The 18,163-nt window shown below is 47.1% G+C and carries 2 protein-coding genes; both read right to left on the bottom strand.

Annotation, left to right across the window (positions count from 1 at the left end; genetic code table 11):
• Positions 1 to 182: 182 nt before the first annotated feature.
• On the bottom strand, positions 183 to 10,559 hold the full coding sequence (locus tag H8B17_RS09040) for a Tc toxin subunit A-related protein (RefSeq protein ID WP_190308865.1): 10,377 nt from the start codon (positions 10,557 to 10,559) through the stop codon (positions 183 to 185).
• 15 nt (positions 10,560 to 10,574) lie between these two features.
• Positions 10,575 to 18,053 (bottom strand): SpvB/TcaC N-terminal domain-containing protein, encoded by a 7,479-nt coding sequence (locus H8B17_RS09035; protein WP_190308864.1) that lies wholly within the window; start codon positions 18,051 to 18,053, stop codon positions 10,575 to 10,577.
• Positions 18,054 to 18,163 lie beyond the last annotated feature (110 nt).

The raw sequence follows: 18,163 nt of genomic DNA, 5'->3' as shown, positions 1-18,163 counted from the left end.
TTACAATCTTATTCCTCGTTTGCTGTGTTAAGAGCCATAATATTTTCATACACTTACACAACATACAAATTTGTCAAATTGTTTAAGTTGTAGAGATTTATGGAGGAGCCAACCACATTTCAATACGCTTTACAGTGGTATACATATAACATTGCAATTTGTGAGCCATGTAATTAAGCATCTTAAAAATTAGATTTAATTTTTGAAGGCAATTTTGTCTTCGTACTTTCCGGTCCTTGCCAATCCAACGTTGCCGTATAGGGAAACACAAGGATAAGATCCTTCCACAGTGCCGGATTGATCTTTCCATCTTTTAAGAAACCTGAATCGTCGGAAATCTCTGCGGAAAGCGTGAGCGCAAGCTTCGGATCGGAAAAAGGATCACTGGCGTTATAACTTTCAGGAGCGACAAGCTTAAGTTGACTGACCTGATCCTGAAAGTCGGAGTAGGTTTCTTCACCGCCCAGCACTGGGTAGAGTACAGCCTGAGTTAGGTCAATGCCAAGTCCAGACACATTGGGAGGAAACAGCTGGCGCACCAGGTTCACCGTACTGTTCTGCTGGTTCAGGAATTTCACCCAAGCACTATTATCATACTGCCGCAGACTGACGAATTTTGTGGCACTGTAGTCTTGCAAAGGACGAGTATTGCCATCGCTAATGTTGATTACTTTCTCTCGGAATGCAGCGCCACCATCGAAGGCATTGTATTTTAAGGTGATAATAACATCCGAAATGGCTTCGAAATTAAACTGGTTACTAGCCTTGGGCAAGTCGAGCTGCCAATCTGAAACAGCTCCCGTACCCTCAAAAGGCAGGTAGCGTTCATCATTGAAGTTCAATTGGAATAATCCGCTGTCGCTAGTGCCCGTGCTGATGGCGATGGCTTGGTTGTTATTGCGGTTGGTCCACAATGTATCAGGTGCCTGTTCATCTACACCCAACAGGTATTTTACGCCGTCCTCGCTCGCGCTGACCAATACCTGGTTGCTGATTTGTGTGAGCGTAGCATGCAGGTTTTGATAAGGGCCAACCACCGCAGGAATGGTGACGGAAATAGCAGCGATCTTGCGGCAATAATGACCGGGAAAATCAAGGTCAAAGAGTTTTTCTGTTAAGCTGAACCGGCAAGTGCCCGTGTCTTTCAAGCGCAGAAGTTCTTCGGGTGCCAGCTGCAAAAGTGAAATGGTTTTTTCGATCTCCAATGGACGCCTGTTGCCCTGCACATAAGCCTGTTCCAATTGTTGTAGGTTTTGGGTCAAGGCGTCTCCCGCCAGTAAGCCTTTGTACAAGCTGTTCCAGCCACTATCGCTGATGAAGTGGCTCTCGGTATTGATTTCATACTGATAAGCCGTTTCAGCCATTCTGGCTATGTTCAATGCAACACTGTAGGCCTGGAAGTAAATCGTAGACAGCTGTCCGCTTATCCACTGATATAGCTCATGGTTCGTAAATTTAGTCTGCAGAAAGTTAATGACCTCATCTGCCTGCTGGATTTGTGTTTGGTTGAGCTTATCATTCTGTAAGGCCACGTTAATTTCGAACTGTATGGCCTGTAATTGTGATTCGGTACTTTTTATGTTATTTTCAGCCAATTGCATTTGAAGCTTCCATTCATTGTTGACCCGCTCAAAGTTCCCTTTCATGGCTAGGAGGGAAGCAATCCGGGCGAGAATAGCACCTTCTTCTCCAATCCCCCTGCCTGCAGCTTCAAAAGACCCGCCAAAGTTCATTCCGCCCGCCGCGAATCCGAAGATGACTGGGAACAGGTACATCGGGGAGCTGGCAAAGGTCATAATGGCAGCTACTTCACTAAGCCCTATACCGGATCCCTCTGTGGCAAATTGAGCAATCTCCCAGTCGTTCCAACCGGCATCAATCCATTGCTGGTAGGTTTGTTGCTGGGTCTTAGCAGCTTGTAGATTCTCTTGCAGGCTGCTTTGTTGGGCGTAGAGCTGATTCACTTGGTCTACCTTCATTTGTTTCGTCATCGTAAGGAGGGTCTTCCCTTGGGTTTCCCGGAGCATAGCCAGGTATTCTGCATCTTCTTTTTCGAGGGCACTCAACAAGGCGTTACCCAATTGGTTAACCTCAGCGGCAAAGTTTTTGGCCAATTGGATCAGATAGCTAAAACGGTAGTGAGGAATAGCCTGACTGGCCGAGCTACTCGCCGACACGTCTGAGCCCCGTGCAGCGGCTTGTGTAGCACTTTCTGGATCAATCGGTGGCTCGAATAGGGCGAGCTCATTCGGCTGACCACCAAGATTTAGTCCAAGCCTGATTTTGTACAAACGATCATCTATGGTTTCCCGGTAGTTCAACAGTGCTGTGTTTGACGGTATACAGAAGTAAGCATTCATGATGCTATGCCGTTGTGCCAGTGCCAATTCGAGGGCTTCTGGTTTTGATGCGGCATTGCGTATTGGCGGGATTTCGGGCTCCATATCAATCAAGAATTGTGGAACCTGTCCTTGTGCACTGCCTTCGGCCAGTTGACCGTAGGTGTAGTCCACTTCTGTGTTTTCGACTGCTTTAGCGCGGGGCTTACGTCCCAATAGGTTGGAAGCCGTGATGTAGCATAGGGTAGCCGAGTTGATGGATTCCCACGTATTCTGCCCAAAAAGATTGTCTCCATACTGGATCAGGTTGTCTATGTACTGCATCACCACTGCTTTTTTATGGGCGGAGGGACGCTGGCTCGCAATAGCATTTGGATCATATGGATCGTACTCATACAGCAATACCTGCTGCGGCTCGTTCACCAAGGTATCGTATTGTGTCTGTATATCTGGTATGCCGAAGGGACGGAACAACAGGTAATACATCTGCTCTGAAAGCGGTGTGCGTCCATCTGAATAACGGAGCATAGCCATATCTTGCCGGATCTGCTCTTGGCTGCGCACATGATTCCAAACGACAATATTGGCAAGATATTGGCTAAAAGGATTAACCGATCCAGTGGATGCCCCGATATTAAAGGACGCTCCATCGCTAAAGGTGATAGGACTGTCTGATGTTAACTCCGTGCCTTTAGCTCCATTAATATAGATAACCATATGAAAATAAGCTGGGTCACAGGTTACAGCCACATGAAACCAAGTTAAAGTACTAACGGGAATGACATCAGTGGAGGTATAAGTCGCTGACGTACTTTGGACCAAAGTGTCAATGCTGCAAACTTCACCTCCTTTCACTGAAATGTGCCATCCGCTTGTTCCATCGGGGGTTTTCTGACTAATGATCTTCTGTGAGTCTGAACTCATTTCGCTTTTGAGCGCGATCCAGAACTCCACTGTAAATGCTTCCCCCTTGCCAGTTACGGGATTCCCCTCAAAGCCCCCTTGAGTAAAATCCATATACATTCTTCCCGGACCGAAGTGATTGCTGGTGCGCGGCAGAACTCCTTCTGGCATCGTTAAACCGCCAGACCATGCTAGGTCATGATTGCCTTGCAGATCAGCGGTGCCATAGCTCCCATTTTCATGCACCGACACAGATTCCATAGTCAGTGGCCAAAAGGCAGATATGCCATTGAATTTTCTTCCCGACCCAGTGGGATCGAAAACGACTTCATACCATTGAATGGCTTCTTTGAACCTTAGATCGGCTTGCAGCTGTTTGGCCATATACATGGGGATGTGGTAAAATAGTTCCCAGAGGTAGGGGCCATAGGCGCCATTGAAATCCATGAGATCAGTTGCCGGAGCGACTACTGCCGAAGTAGGCTGGTACTGATCAAAGTCAATTTCCCTTAGATATTGCGAGGCGGGTTGTAGGAGTTCTTTTAATCCGCCGGAGAATACTTTTTCGAGCATGGTTTCTACTACACTCGTCGAGAGGTTCATGAAATTAAATACTGGAGGATCTGCGCGTTCTTCCGCGCTATCTTCTGCTATGCCAGTGATCTCTACCATGTTTTTGTCTCCAGCGTAATTTACCTGTATGATCTCTTGCAAAGCAGGTTGAAACTTTTGTGGAATGGCCAAAAAGCTAGTGTGGTCATTATCCCAAAGGAACCAGCCCGGCTGACCTTGTACACTTCGGGAGCAAGGAGGGGCGGGTAAATTGCTTAATGCCAGGGTAGCGGGAGTTCCTGGTAAAAAACGTAGTGTTGGGTATATCGGAAATCCTTGCCAAAATGTGGGCTCCAAGATATATCCGAAAAAATAATTGCCTGGAGTACCAGTTTCCGAATTACCAGCTCCAATCTGAATGATCCCAGAATCGGTTGGTGTATAGGTTTTGGTTTCGATTAAGGTTCCTAAAAGATTTAAATGTTCATCATAGAGTGAAACTTTCTGGTACTTCTGGCTACAGTGTATTTCGATAAAATACCAAACCTGGTATACGATTTCGTAAGACAAACTGTTCAAGGTGACAGTACCATCATGATAGTTAAAGAGTTCGATGTTTTTCTTACTCGAATTAAGATACAGCGTAACGCCCTTGGTATATTCACTGTTCCGCGAGTCAAAAATCGTTTGATATGGGTTGCTAGTGCTTCCTTCTGATTTAAAACAGCAGGAAAAGGTAAATTCAGAAAATAGGGTCGAGGCGCTTTGCTCCGAAGGCTTGAGTAATAGGCAATTGCCTTTTCCATCGTAAGCAGCCGCTCTTACGTCGCTCCCGCCGGGACCTTTGATGTCGACATATGAAAAAGTTCCATGTAGAGTAGCAGCTTGATTGATGAGGGCGTTGTATAAGCTTGGATTATCGGCTTGCTGGAACATATAAGGTAAGGGGATGTCTAGGTTTGGTAAGGCCAGTTTCGTCTCCTTGAAATAAAGTTGGGGGTTACCTGTATGTTTGTTGTCATACGTCAGCGGTCGGGCCACCGTGTTCTTGAAGGGACTGATGTTGAGGTACACCTCACGTGATGCTAAACTGGAGCTAAGTAAAAAACCGGGAAAAACTGTTGTGCAGTTCGGCGCTATCTCCTTTGCCCGTTCATATGCATCAGAAAGAGTCTGCTTATTTAATTTTTGCTCTCGCGTTAGCGGGCTGTAACCGGAACTTGCATTGGATACCCCATTTACAACATAATCTCCGATTGTTATGAGCAACTGTGACGGTTGCGATCCACTGGCAGGGAGTGACCAAACCTGTGGTTTTTGCCATGCTTTTGTCTTTTCGTACTCGCTTGTTTCATCAAATCCAAACAGTGTTGGTGCATTATTGTACGAAATAGCCTCCCCATTCTGATTCATGGCTTTGATTACCAAGTCGCGCACCAGCGTTTGCGGGCTGCTCCATTCTGAGCCGGTTTTCTGGAAGGCATAATAGATGGTGGCGGTGATATAGGGATAACTGACACCATTGTAATTGGAAGCTGATTGCTGCTGTTCTACCCAAAACACGAACATTTTACCAAAGGCTCGCACCGGCGTAATATAATTTGCATTGATTGCTACCCCCAAAGCTTGCCATGGTGCCCATGCAATGTGACTTTCGTTTGGGTCTGTCTCCCCACCGTAGGGAACTATAGCCTGACGCCAGTAATAGGTGGTGGGGTCTGATTTAGTGCGGCCAAAGAGAGCAAGCCGGCGGTAGGAAGGTTTATCCGTGCTTCCGGGAAAGGGTTCTATCGGCCATGCACAACTATCTATAATATCCAGGTTGGCGATGTCTTTCAAGCCATTCAGGTAGTTGAGGTATGCCTGGGTAGCACTTTCTTCGGTGACGGGGCTTTGTTTGACCTGTGTTACCAAATCGCTAAAGAGAGGCGACTGTAGTTTGCGCAAGGCGGGATCTACATAGTTTTCTGGATAGAGGTATACTTCACGGTTGACCTGCCATTCGCGGTAATTGCTCATCCAGCTCCACCAGGCTTTTGGGATATTGCAAACCGTTCTGTTTTCAAGATTGCTCATGCACCGTTGCACATACAGTTGTAGTGAGTTTAGACCCAGTTTAAGCGGTGATATCTCTACCGAACCAGCGGTTTGTACATCAATCAGTAAGAACTCATAGAGATCGTCCAATGTGTGGAGATCTCCGAAATCTTCGCCCAGTTCCCAAAGCAGCCAGCTGCTCAGCAGATCGCGCTTGCGCTCTTCAAACTTTTGACGGATTGGAGCCAGAGCTTGTTCCGCTGATTCTCCTTTTTCATGAAGTGCAGGGGCGTTCTTAATTGACTCCGATAAGCTTATATATTGCTCCCAAGAGGAGTCATCAGCTGAAACAGCCTGACTGCTAAGCATTCCGAGTGCGAGCGGAACGTTAATGCTAGTTCCTACGGTATTGCTGACCGCGAACGCATCAATTAACGACTGCACGCCCCAAACCGTATTAAAGTCATATTTTGTTTCCAGGTTATCTTGTGACTGATTACTGCCGGGACTCTCGCTGATCAGTTGATCCAGCTGAATGGGATCCCATGCGGCGAGGGTAGCCAAGGCGCTGCGTTTATCGACTGCTGCCTTGTTGTCAACACGCATGTCGTTGACATTTGCCGATAGGTTCAGGTAATTGAGGTAGGCTTTGTCGGTGCCCCGTAAAAGCTGATTTTGACGTTGGTAAAGCGATAGCGCCATTAAGTCGCTGAAGCGAAAACGGAATCCATAGCGCATGCTATTTATCCCAAAAGGTTTCGGATTCTGCGAAATCTTTTGGGTTTCGGACGGAGACAGGCTCAATCCCACCATCCAAAATAGGTTTTGATGAATGGTGTGTAGGAGTGTTCGTCTGGCTGCGTTTGTCTTAGAATTCGTATTATTGGTCAACAGCAGACGTGGATTATAGGTGTCGCTTACCGGCATCGTTACTCCAGAAATATCCCCGTGGTTGGCATACCCACTCCAGTCATATAGGGTAGGAATATTTTCCCACCCATGCATAGGCCACGATGCTCCCAATTGCGCTTTCATCTCAGGTAAAGGACCTTCTGTATTCATCATTGCCAAAGCCTGCGCTTCATTTTGAATTATTCCGCTGTAGATGCAGACATCAGCAAGTGATCCATTCATGAAGTTTTTAACTCCTTGTTCTGATGCAAGGTAAGTAGCAGTAGAAGAAGTTTCGCTTGATGCATGGAAGACCACATCAAATCCTTGCTTTGCAAGTGGCCGACCGTTGATAAAGATGCTCAATTCAGCTGTATTGTTGGAAAGGTTTCCAATAGATACCACCAAATGATACCAGGTATTTGGCTCAGGAATCCAGTTTCTTTTATCATCCTTTCCATTAAAAGATACATGGAGCTTAACCTGCCCTGAATCATTAATGATTCCGACAGAGAAACCCATATCATCCTGTTTATTAGTGAAAAATGTCTGCGTTATGAAGTGATTGTCTACATCATATAATTGGTGAAGGCAAACCCAGAACGAGAGTGTAGTAGAGTCGGGATTGAGAGATGAACTCCACGGTACGCGAACCACCTGTGCTTGCTTATGATCGAAAACCAAGACTGAAGGCAATTGTCTTTCAGTCAAGACAAGGGCGGTAGCTGTTGAATGGTTATCGGCATGGAAGGCCTGCGCCAGTGTTTGTTCTACCAATTTCTGCTGAGCCGCTGTTTTCTCTGCCAGTATTTCCATTATCCGGCCCCTTCTTTGCGTCACGTTCTTCTGTAAGCTGCTTTCCTGGTCTTGCAATCGATTTTGCAACCCATCGGACAGGTACTTGCCTGATGTATTCGTTTGCAGGGTGTCTAGTTCTTTCACTTGGTCCAGGGGACGGATATTCAGGATGGCTCCCTCAGCCGTTACGAAATATTGATCCCGCAGGTAAGCAAAGATTTCTTGGGCATCTGTGCTGCTGATGAGATCGCTGCACAGGTCGGTCGGTTGCAGCAATACAGTAGATGCGATACTAAGCAATTGTTCCTGCGCTTGGACCAAAAGCTTGTCCAATTCTTCTTTAAGTGTAGCGGGCAGCTTCAAATCCGGATTTAGAATATATTCAAGCTGGGCCATACTCAATCCTGAAGCACGCACCATCTTCACCTGTTCAGTGATCGCAATGACGTCGTTTACAGTTGAGAGGAAAGTATCTGAAAGCCCCGATAAGACGGGTAGTAAGGCGATCAGGTGAGGCAAAGGCATTTTAAGGGCTCTTGCTAAACGGCCATAGCGGTATAATAAACTGATATTCTGTACCGTAAGGTAAACGGAGTTAGCCGACTGATTGATCCCTGCGTCTACTCCGTCTTTTGACCACAAGGCATGGGTGTCCAGAAATTCCACCAGTAGGCTCAGGTCCGCATCCTTTAGTTGTAATGCAGCCAGCAGGCGCGCGCGTATCGTTGCATCTTGATCGGTACCCGTTGTATCCATGTTCGGCAAGGCATTCCAAACCAGTATATCACTTACAAACAATGGATTTCTACTATAGTGCGGATGATAAGGAGCCGCGAGGCCACCGTCAGGATTATAAAAGACCTGTGGTTGGTTGAACGTGCGATCAAAAAGGGTTTTGGAAAGCGGTTCCTGTCCACGTCCGATGGTTTTTATATCAGAAAACAACGCAACTACCTCATCTATCGGCATGGCGAATTGCGTTATTAGCTGATTCACCAATGCCAAGGATTTGATGACACCTTCGGTGATATCGGTTGCCTTCAAGCTGCACAGGGCCCAATCCAGATCGGCAAAGTTCCACTTCATGCTTTGTGCCAAGCGGATAAAGCGTTGCAAGCGGTCGAAAGTATCGTTACCGGGTATACTATACGTTCCATTCCCAGTCCGTGACTGAATGAGTGACACTTGTTTTTGTTCAATATCCCTGTCAACGATGTGAAGATAGGTATCCTCCGGAAGGAGTTGATTGACAAAAAAGCGACTTGGTACCTTTCCTTGGTATTGTTCTTTCAAAGGAATATTTATATTAGTAACCCAGCTACTTGCTAAATCGGGAAAGTTTGTCAAAGTGCCATCATACCCATTACCACTTTCATCATGCGCGATTGTTCCTTCACCTTCAGATAGTGGCCAATACCCAATTAATTGGCTGTTGTCTGATGGTAATCCACTTTGCATGGCTTTATGAATTTCCTCTTGACCCAATACACGTGACCAGATGCTGACCTGGCCCATTGCGGCCGATAGATTTTCAGTGTACTTCTTTCCGATTGAAAGACTGTTTGTGCCTTTTCCTACAATGGAATACGTTAAGGGAACGGGATCTCCAGAAAGGCGGCCATTGAAATAGCCTTTCAGTTCCTTATTATCCATATCACGCACAAATGCTACGTGTATCCATTCTCCCAAGACGAATCCATCACTTATACAGAAATTCTGATAGTCTTTGTTTTCATTTCCAGGTCCGTATCGATATGACAATCCCTTTAGTGGTTTATCAAGGTAAATATCAAACTGGTTATAGTAACCCTTGTCCATTAACAAACCGCCATAAGCATCGGCCTTTACCCAGAAAAGAATCGTTTGATTTCCGGTGAGGGCGTCATCCAGCGCATCACTTTGGGCGATAGAAACCGTTTGGCTATTGATAGTTGGATCGAATTTTAGTGCACCAAATGATACGGACTGCCTGTCTATACCTTGATAAATGAGTTTATCCAGCTGTTGTCCGTCCAACCCAGTCTTTTGCAGGAAGAATTTTGTCTGTGCCAGTTGCTCCGCCGATTCATTCGGGTACAGGCCGTAGACGGACTGGAGATACGGGGAAGAGTCCTTCGTAAGCAAGTTCAGCTGGTTTACCGACAGTCCCAGGGAAGCTCGGGCCACCTGTAATTCGTCTGCCCAAAAACGCCGATAGACTTCAGGCAAGTTGAGTTTAAAGAACTTTAAATAGGCTAGGATCTCTTCTTCGGGCAAGTTGGCGGGAAGGGTAAAAGGGTAGGTAGCGATGGCTAATGCTAAACCTACCGGCATATCTAGATCACTCGTTATCTTTTGTTCCATGACCTTATTAGCCAATGTCAAATAGCTTTTTTCGTTGTAGGTATTGTCACAGCTTAAGGTCATGTTCCATAGGTCTGGACGCCTTTCGGGTAAGCTTAATCCTTTAGGAATAGAATCAGCACTTGGCTGCGTGATATATTGATCGATGAGCCGCATAAGATCTGTGAAATAAGCAGCGGCTCCCCATACCGAACGGCATTCTTCACATTCACAGAAATACTGCGGACCAAACAGTTCGTTCCAGGAAGGCAGGTCTGCCTCAAAAGTATTAACTCCTGTTTCGTGTTTCAATACCGCCAGTCCGTCGGTTTTTGGAAGGGCAACCATTGCCAATTGATTCACCTGCGCACTAATTCTGCGGCTATTCTCCCAGAGCGTTTGGGCCAATGCTGTTGTGTTCTGTGCTGAATCCAGTTGGTCAAGTACCGGCATAAGTTGCTCCGTAAAAGCTTCCTGAGAGGAAAATGCGATCTGGTGCGCCGAGTGGAAACCTGCTTCCATCAATGCTTGTGCAACGTCTGCTTGGGGGTAGATGCGAAGCAAGCGCTGAAAGGTCTGTAATTCTGGCAAAAGCGTTTCTTTTTCCAGATCTTGCCAGTTCTGTGCATCTGCTATTGTTGGACGGGCCAGGTTATTGGTTTCCCAGTTGAAGTTAGGGTTGTTGTTAAGGAAGGTGGTGAAAATTGATGCTATCATGATTTTAAATTGTCGTCATACAGTTGTGGGTGTTTTTTTTATTATTTTTTTTCTAGGTGGACTTCCTCCCCGGTCTCGGCTCGGCTTCCAAGCTGCATTGAAGGGTTGGGGGGATCGTTTACCGTAAAATCTTCTGGAAATCCGAGTAATTTTTTTTATAACTTCCCTCCTTAGAACCTGCTTCTCTTTTGCATCGTCTGAGATTCCTGATAGTACATTGACATTGGAAGCGGTTGCAGGGGCCATTCCATAAGCCAAGGTATGAGTGGCACCTTTCGCCCCCATTTCAATTAATCTGAAAACACCTTTCCTGTTGGTTCGTTCTCCGTGCAATATAACATCATGTCTCCTTACCTTGTCCCAGGTCCCATGGTGTGTTGCTGACGGTCCCCAATATTCTTTTCCTACTGACGTAGGATGTTGCGCCATTCCATCCGCGGTACTATATCCCGTTTCATGCGTAAGCGTGCGGAATTGAGATACTACTCGCGCGGCTTCTGTAAGTTCTTGTTTCTTGTCGACATTGAGTGCTACAGAGCCGGCACCCTTCAATATATAGAACATCGTTATGGTTGATAAATTTTCATCCATTCCTTTTTCGGCTTTATGCCATGCTGCATTGAATTCTTCCTGTTTACCCGCCAAGCCATGCCCAATAGCTGCCGTAATCGTGTCCTCATCCTGAACAGACATACTATACTTTAATTTTTTTGCAGTGAATTGCCTGTTCATTTCTTCCAGTTCCGGGAGATGATCTATTGTACTTTCATTTATCTCATTGGCGATTTGTTTTCCAAGTGCTTCACTCTTTTTGTGCATCTCTTCCTGGGGCATAAGCCCAGACACTATTTCTCCATGTATAGACTTCGGCCCACTCGTTTTTCCTGAAACGGCCCTTCGCGTATTTGGAATCCCTTCACTCAGTGGCTCCTTACCAGCGGAGATTTTGGAACGGGTTGAGACCGTCCCTCCATTATCTTCGTAGGTCACCGGATTCCCGCCCACAAAAGCATAAAGATTCAAACCATCAATTGTACCGCCCGGGTCTGGGTTGAGCCAGCGACAGAGCCAAGGAGGGTAGTACCGGGCGCCGTAGTAATATAGGCCTGTGGCGTCGCGTTCCTGACCGGAATAACGGTACGTCTTTAGTGTTACCTCGATTTGGTTTTTACCCACGGTAAAAGCGGTGTTGCCATAAGGGAAATATTCTTCATAGGTAATGAGCTGTGCCTCTTGATTGAGCTCAAGGCTCACGGAGCCTTGCATATCGCCCAACTGATAACGCAATTGTCGTTTGCCTTCCCGATTGGTTTCGCGCTTGCGGACGTCAATCGGCCAATGATGAATGAGGCAACTGGCGTTGCCGGGGCCGTCTACGCTAATGGTATCACGCTGCAACAGGAGGGTAGACGTATCCTGTGTTTTGACACTTATTGTTTTCCTTTCGTAATTGCCCAGATAAATGGTGTCGGTTATTTCTATCGATCCGTTTGCAGCGAGTCGCTCGCTTACTTTGCGTAAACGCGTGCCGCCGGCTGAATATAGGTAGTATTCGATGTCTGAAGGTCGCTCTTTTCGTGCGATAATATCCGCAGAAGCCAGGTTATTGCGGTAGTCCCAACACATGTGCTGCAAATGATCAAGGGAGCGAGAGTTTCCATTGGCGTCATAATCTGTATCTGCCAACCGGTTGCTGTCTGAAGCGATACTAAAGCGGTAGGTCCACTTATGTGCCGCGCTGTGCTGTAGGCTAGTAAGGTTGCCTGCAAAGTCATAAGCATAGCGTTCGGTATAGTTTTCCAGCTGGTTCAGATCGTCCGGATTGGCGGTTTGGAGCCCGATACCTTTGTCGGTGATCCATTTTTCATCGGGTGGGACTGCGCCGGTGTAGCTCAACTGTCGTCCTGTACTCCGAATAAGGCGATATAACGGATCATAGGCATAATCGTTCTGCGGATCAACTTGTTGGTTGGCACTGAAGACGGTCGACCACGACTGATCGGTCTTGGAAGTAATATTGCCTACCGGATCATGCCAATAACGGAGGTCTTGTACAAGATCATCCTCGCTGGGGCTTTCTGAACGCCGATAGCTCCGCAACCTGATCATTCGCTGCGTACTGGCTTCGTAATCATAGCGCGTCGTGATGCCATTGCCGTAATTAATCTCAACCGGATTGCCCTGTGCATCATATTCCACGTTATTCACGATGACTTGAGGCGGGCTTTGTTCCAGTACGACCTGTGTAGCCTTGAAATATCCCCTTTGATTGTAAGTGGGTTCGCAGAGACTTCCATCTGGGGTCTGTTGCCAAATAGGCCGGCCTAACGCATCGCTTTCTGTAATGGTAATGAATGTCTCTTCTTTTGCGACAGCTTCGCAGGCTTCTGTAGTCCAGTTGGCTTCGTTGCTATAGTCAGCACGTAGTTGTTGGATAACTTCTAACGGCTGACCGCTTAGTGCGTAACCACTTGTTGTAGCTAGGCCGGCTTCATCATAGGATTGCAGGAGTTGCCCCCTGAGGTTGTTTTCAATGGCGTTTGGAGCACTTTCTCCATATATCGTTCTCTGCGTAATATTATTTAGAGAGATTTTGCCATCACCTCCTGTTACCTGCCGGAGTAAAGGCCTTTGGAGACGGTCGTAATAGGTACTGATAACGAAACTGCGACTATCCCAGTTGCAAACCGGCATACCAAAAATATTGCTGAGTGCCCAGGCCTCGCCGGCGTCGCAGCTCTGGGTATATAGCGTTTCACCTGTCATATTGTAGGTATAGGTGAGATTGTTTCGTGCTGCGCCGTCGTTCAGGTTATGGTAATATAACCGCGGATCGATACTGAAGAGGGTTTGCCCCTGGATATCATAGACATTCAGGGTAGTCATGCGCCCATTGTACAATAAGGTAAGCAGGCTGGGAGCGAGGGGGCCAAACTGCTGGTTAATGCGGTTTATTAGGTCTTTATTCCAATGGAGTGTGGCCTCACTTAAAATTCCTTCACTAGCGCTCTCACCCATGGGCTCGAGGATACCGAGTGCCATCAGCTGGTCGAACAGTGCCCTTGCAGTAGTTTGGTGTTGTGTAGTCAGTTTTTTTAGCTGTGCTAGTCGCACGATACCAAGGTTATTCTCAATATTTCGCGTAACACGCCCTAAATTATCCATGATCTGTATGGAAGGGGTATGGCTACACACCAGCGCTTTGTCAAGTGCATCCTTTTCGGGCCCAGACAGGTCTTCATAGTGCTGTTGGAAATAGGTGGAAACGGCTGCCGTGTCATTGGCGTCAAAGGTCTCTGTCTTCCAGGGCGTAAACTTTACCTTGGAGTGAAAGCCTTTAGGATCGTCAGTGCGCACCGGCCGATCTAAAGCATCGTAATGAAGAACGGATGGAGGCGGTACCAGCGATTCCATTTCGATGGTCTGTTGGTCTTCGTAATCTGGTGTAGCAGAGAAGTAGGGTAAATATTGCTGAGAAGGTAGACCTTTGTTATTGTACACGGTTCGTCCGGTTACTGTCCAACGTTGCGCTATCTGTAATCCCACATCGGCTTTTTGCTTGACTTCGATGGCTCTTCCGAAACCATCGTTGTAAGCGACGGCAATCTGAATGATATTTTCTTCTTGTTCAGCCAGCTGTGAGGAGAATTTTTCTCCGATCAGGGCAATCGAACGTAAGGGTTGCTGTCGCTCGGCCCAGGCGTGGAGATCGTAGTAATAAAAGTGACTGGTTTTCTGTAGGTAAGCTTCGGGATTTTCAAGTATTTCTTCAAATTCGCCTGCAAGGATGTGGTAATCTGCGAGCGGGCTATTGCCTACAGCTTTTCCCTGCAACCGTCCGTAGGTAGTGGAAACAATCACCTGTCCGAAGGGATCGAAAAGCACCTCGCTTATATTTTGATTGGGATCGGTTACTCGCCAGGTTTTCAATGCCTGGTAGTCGATTTCGGCCGTTGTGGTCAAATCGATCGTATCAGACAAGTAAGACGAAACGGAAGTGTTGTAAAGATAATATCTATCGTATTTTATGCTGCTTTTGCTATAGAGTGCGTTTTCGCTAGCCCCCGTCAATGGATCGGGAGGAAGGTCTTTTGCAGCTGCATTGACCGTTTCGCTGGGTAGGTAAAATTGTTCTGGCTGATCGAAGTACACTGTAATTGGACTATGCGACCACCACATATCGTCTTGCAGCACGTATCCGCATACATCGGTCATTAGTTGATTATCTACCTTGTTTTCAAACACAGAAGCGTATAATGCTGCGGTGCCGATAGCCGTTTCACTGTGATGCGAGAGATTGCGGTAGCTTAATTCGCCAAGGGTACCGGTGTCGGTTTGACGCTCGTTCCAAAAATAAGTACGGCTTTGGCTTAGCAAACGTGCTTCTGGAGTATCGTTTGGATCAAAGACCTCGTGGAAGGGTATTGGATTTTGCAGGGCCTTTGTAACCCAATCTGCAACTTCTTCAAAGCTGAGCTGCCCAGGAGGTAATTTAGTGGTTTTAATCTCATACGAGGTGTTCTCGTAGGCTACGCCTGTCCATCGGCAAGCCAGAAGCTGCCGTGCTTCGTCCGGTTCGTTTCGGATAAGGCGGGCATAGGCCGTCTGGTTCAGGACCATGTGGGTCATTTCCTGTTCGGGGAATACACATTTATCTGCTTGCGGACGCCTGGGATAACTAATCGCAACACTGCGCACGGTATTTCCGTAATCATCAATCTCCAACTCGAAAGAATGCGCGATCTGCGGGTCCTCGTGAATGCGCTCATAGTTATATGTGATCGACTCGCTGGTATAAGGAAAGATCACGGCATAGCGGTTTTGATGCCTTTGCTGTACGAGTCGTACATGTGTATGTGTCTCCGAAACGGTAAAGGGGTCGCTCTCCTTATCGGATCCGTCAAGTCCATAAACTTCTTGTCGGAGTAATTGACCTTCCAGGGCTACAAATCCCTGTCGGTGTGTTTCCGAATCTGCTTGTTCAAAGGCGGTCGAGAAACTATTGGATGGGATCGATTTAGCTTCTGGATCACCTTGATAATAGTCTTTTCGATACTGGGCTTCGATGGTATCTGCCTTGGCAAAGGCACCGGTATGGTACCAGCTTTTAACATAAGCAGGTGGTACATGCAAATCCCTGTTGAGTGTGTCGGGCTTAAAGTCCAGCTTAAGGGCCGTGGTCTCAAAAGATTGATAATGATCCGTATCCCATGATTCCACAAATCCGAAACCGCGAAATACTCGCTCTTCCGGATCAAAATACCCGTCGTGGTAAGCGTACTTCGAGACGTGTAAGGCATGTGATATCTGATCGATTGTAGCGTGGTGGCTTACTACCTGTACTGGGAAGAAAAGGCGGGAAGCATCGACCCGTCCGGCGCGCTTATCGGCCAGGTATTGCTGGACAGTGCTGCTATAGCTGATCTCGTGCCGTGCACCCACATTGTTTTCTATACAGTTCATCAGATAGCACTTATGGCCGTCTGAAAAATCGTAGTACAGATGCTCCACTTCGGGCTCAATACGGGTCAGTATCATGCATTGGGTTCCGTTACCGAGCACATCCGCGAAATTCACTTCACTGATGGTATCATAGGTAAAGGGAAGATGGACTTCTATCGGAGGGCTAAAACCATTACCCGAACGATTGAACCAGATCATAGCCCGATCGTATTCCATATAAACGATGTCATTCGTTCCCGAACCATCGATATCGACCAAGTGTAAACGTGAGACATCGAGCCCGTTGTTGAACACCGGGGCACCTTGCATGTGAACGACCTCGCCGAAGGTGCCGTAGCCGCTTCCGGGCCAGTATTTAACCTCGCCATTGGCGATGCGAACATAATCTGCCAGACCATCGCCATTAAATTCCGCGAAGGTAAAGAACACTTCTTTTGAGCTTTGATGAGTTGCCGGAAAGCCGGTAGGCAGGGTGCATTCATGTGCTTTGCCATAGCCTTTAGTGCCAAGGGATGGATACCAGCGCACCGAAGTGCCGTCAAAAACCACGAGATCCGCCAGTCCGTCGCCCGTAAGGTCAACATGAACCGCCTCGGGTTCAGTAAGCTCCAATGCGTTCTCTTCGAAAGCCACGAACGGTGCCCACTTTCCTTGATAACTGGCGGTATGATAACCCGCTATGCCTTGTTGGTAACTAACCAATGATTTATAGCCATTACCTTCTATATCCGAGAGTATTACGTTCTGTTGTTGCAGGTCTTTGTTTAGGGGGAAAGCTTCTGGAATGATGGGACCACGATAGATCCCTTCTCCCATGGGTTCCCAATAGAGTGTGGTTTGTTCGCTGCTGAGCAGGAAGCCGGGTAAACCTTCACTGTAGAGGTCTGTAGCGGTGAACGTGCCGCTCCAAAGATAACCGGGAAGGGAGGTGTTTCCTTCCAACTGAAGATACTGGTAGCGGTGTCCGCTTGGCTTGAATTTGCGGTAATGTAAGTCTAGTGATGGGAGGGACAGGCACTCGTAAATGCCCTGGCTGTTGATGCGATAACCCCATTGCCTAGCCTGCGTGAGAAAGGACAAATCTGTACCGTGATCACATGTATAGGTAAGGTGCAGGGCAGCGGATAATAGAGGTTCGTTATTGAATTGTCCCTGAAATTGGTGGTAAATGAGGATGGCTTTGCAGAGCCGGTAATTGCGGACTTCAAATCCGCTGATGAATGAGGAAAAAGGGTCCGGACGAGCCTCCCAGAGGTCTGGAACGACAGCAGGGTTTTTGGGATCGAATGGGGAATACTGCATTTGAACACGAAATGCGAAATATTCTTCACCATCCATGATATAGTTGCCGTATTCTACCCGATCCAGATAGCTGTTGCAGGCACCTTCTCGCAGCAATTCAAGCGGAATGCCTTCCCCGTTTTCGGGTTTATAGTGATAGCGCATGCGGTTGCCATTCGGATCGGTCATTTCTTCAAGCTTCCAACAGAACACTTGGCTGGAATCTGTAGGGTTGGCTATCCGTGCAGCAGAATTGCGACCGTAGATTGTCATTATGTTATCTCCTGAAATGACCTTCCAATAAGATTCTGCACCATGGTTTTGACAATGATGTTCTATCTGGGCAAAACTACCCTCGATACGCGATCGGTATTGGGTGATGATCCAGTCGTCTTGCACTATTCGCTGTACCTTACCTTCGGCATCAATGACAGGTACCAGTTCGCCTTCATCCAGTAGAAATACATCAGTCTCATCGTATTTTGGAATACCTTTGCTAGTCTTTCGCGTAATGGCTGACAAACCGATATTAAATCCCATTCCGAAGCTGCCGTTGCCACCACTGCTCTGGTAACTTAATGCCAGCTGTGGCGATACACCTCGCGCTTCAGGCAACGCTATGGGAATGTTCATGCTTCCAGCACCGTTAAAACCTGACGTTTGATAGGATTCGCCCAAGCCTTTGATGGCTCCTCCGCCAACAGGTAAACCAATAGCAGGCTGCTGAAATTTTGGGGAAGTGTTGTCCATCCGTGTCTATATGTTTTAGTTAGTGAAAAGCCAGAAAACCCAGTATTTCACAAGTTACAAAATATCGAAATAAAGAGAAAATCTATTTTTAACTTTTGTTTCCGTGAAAA

This window comes from Sphingobacterium arenae (genome assembly GCF_014692505.1).
In the GTDB taxonomy this organism is placed as follows: domain Bacteria; phylum Bacteroidota; class Bacteroidia; order Sphingobacteriales; family Sphingobacteriaceae; genus Sphingobacterium; species Sphingobacterium arenae.
Note: the sequence above shows the minus strand (reverse complement) of the source record. Positions and strands in the feature narration are given on the sequence as shown.

What these genes read in the sequence shown, in the direction of transcription:
- H8B17_RS09035 (WP_190308864.1), bottom strand. Translation starts at nt 18,053, where the DNA reads ATGGACAACACTTCCCCAAAATTTCAGCAGCCTGCTATTGGTTTACCT.
- H8B17_RS09040 (WP_190308865.1), bottom strand. Translation starts at nt 10,559, where the DNA reads ATGATAGCATCAATTTTCACCACCTTCCTTAACAACAACCCTAACTTC.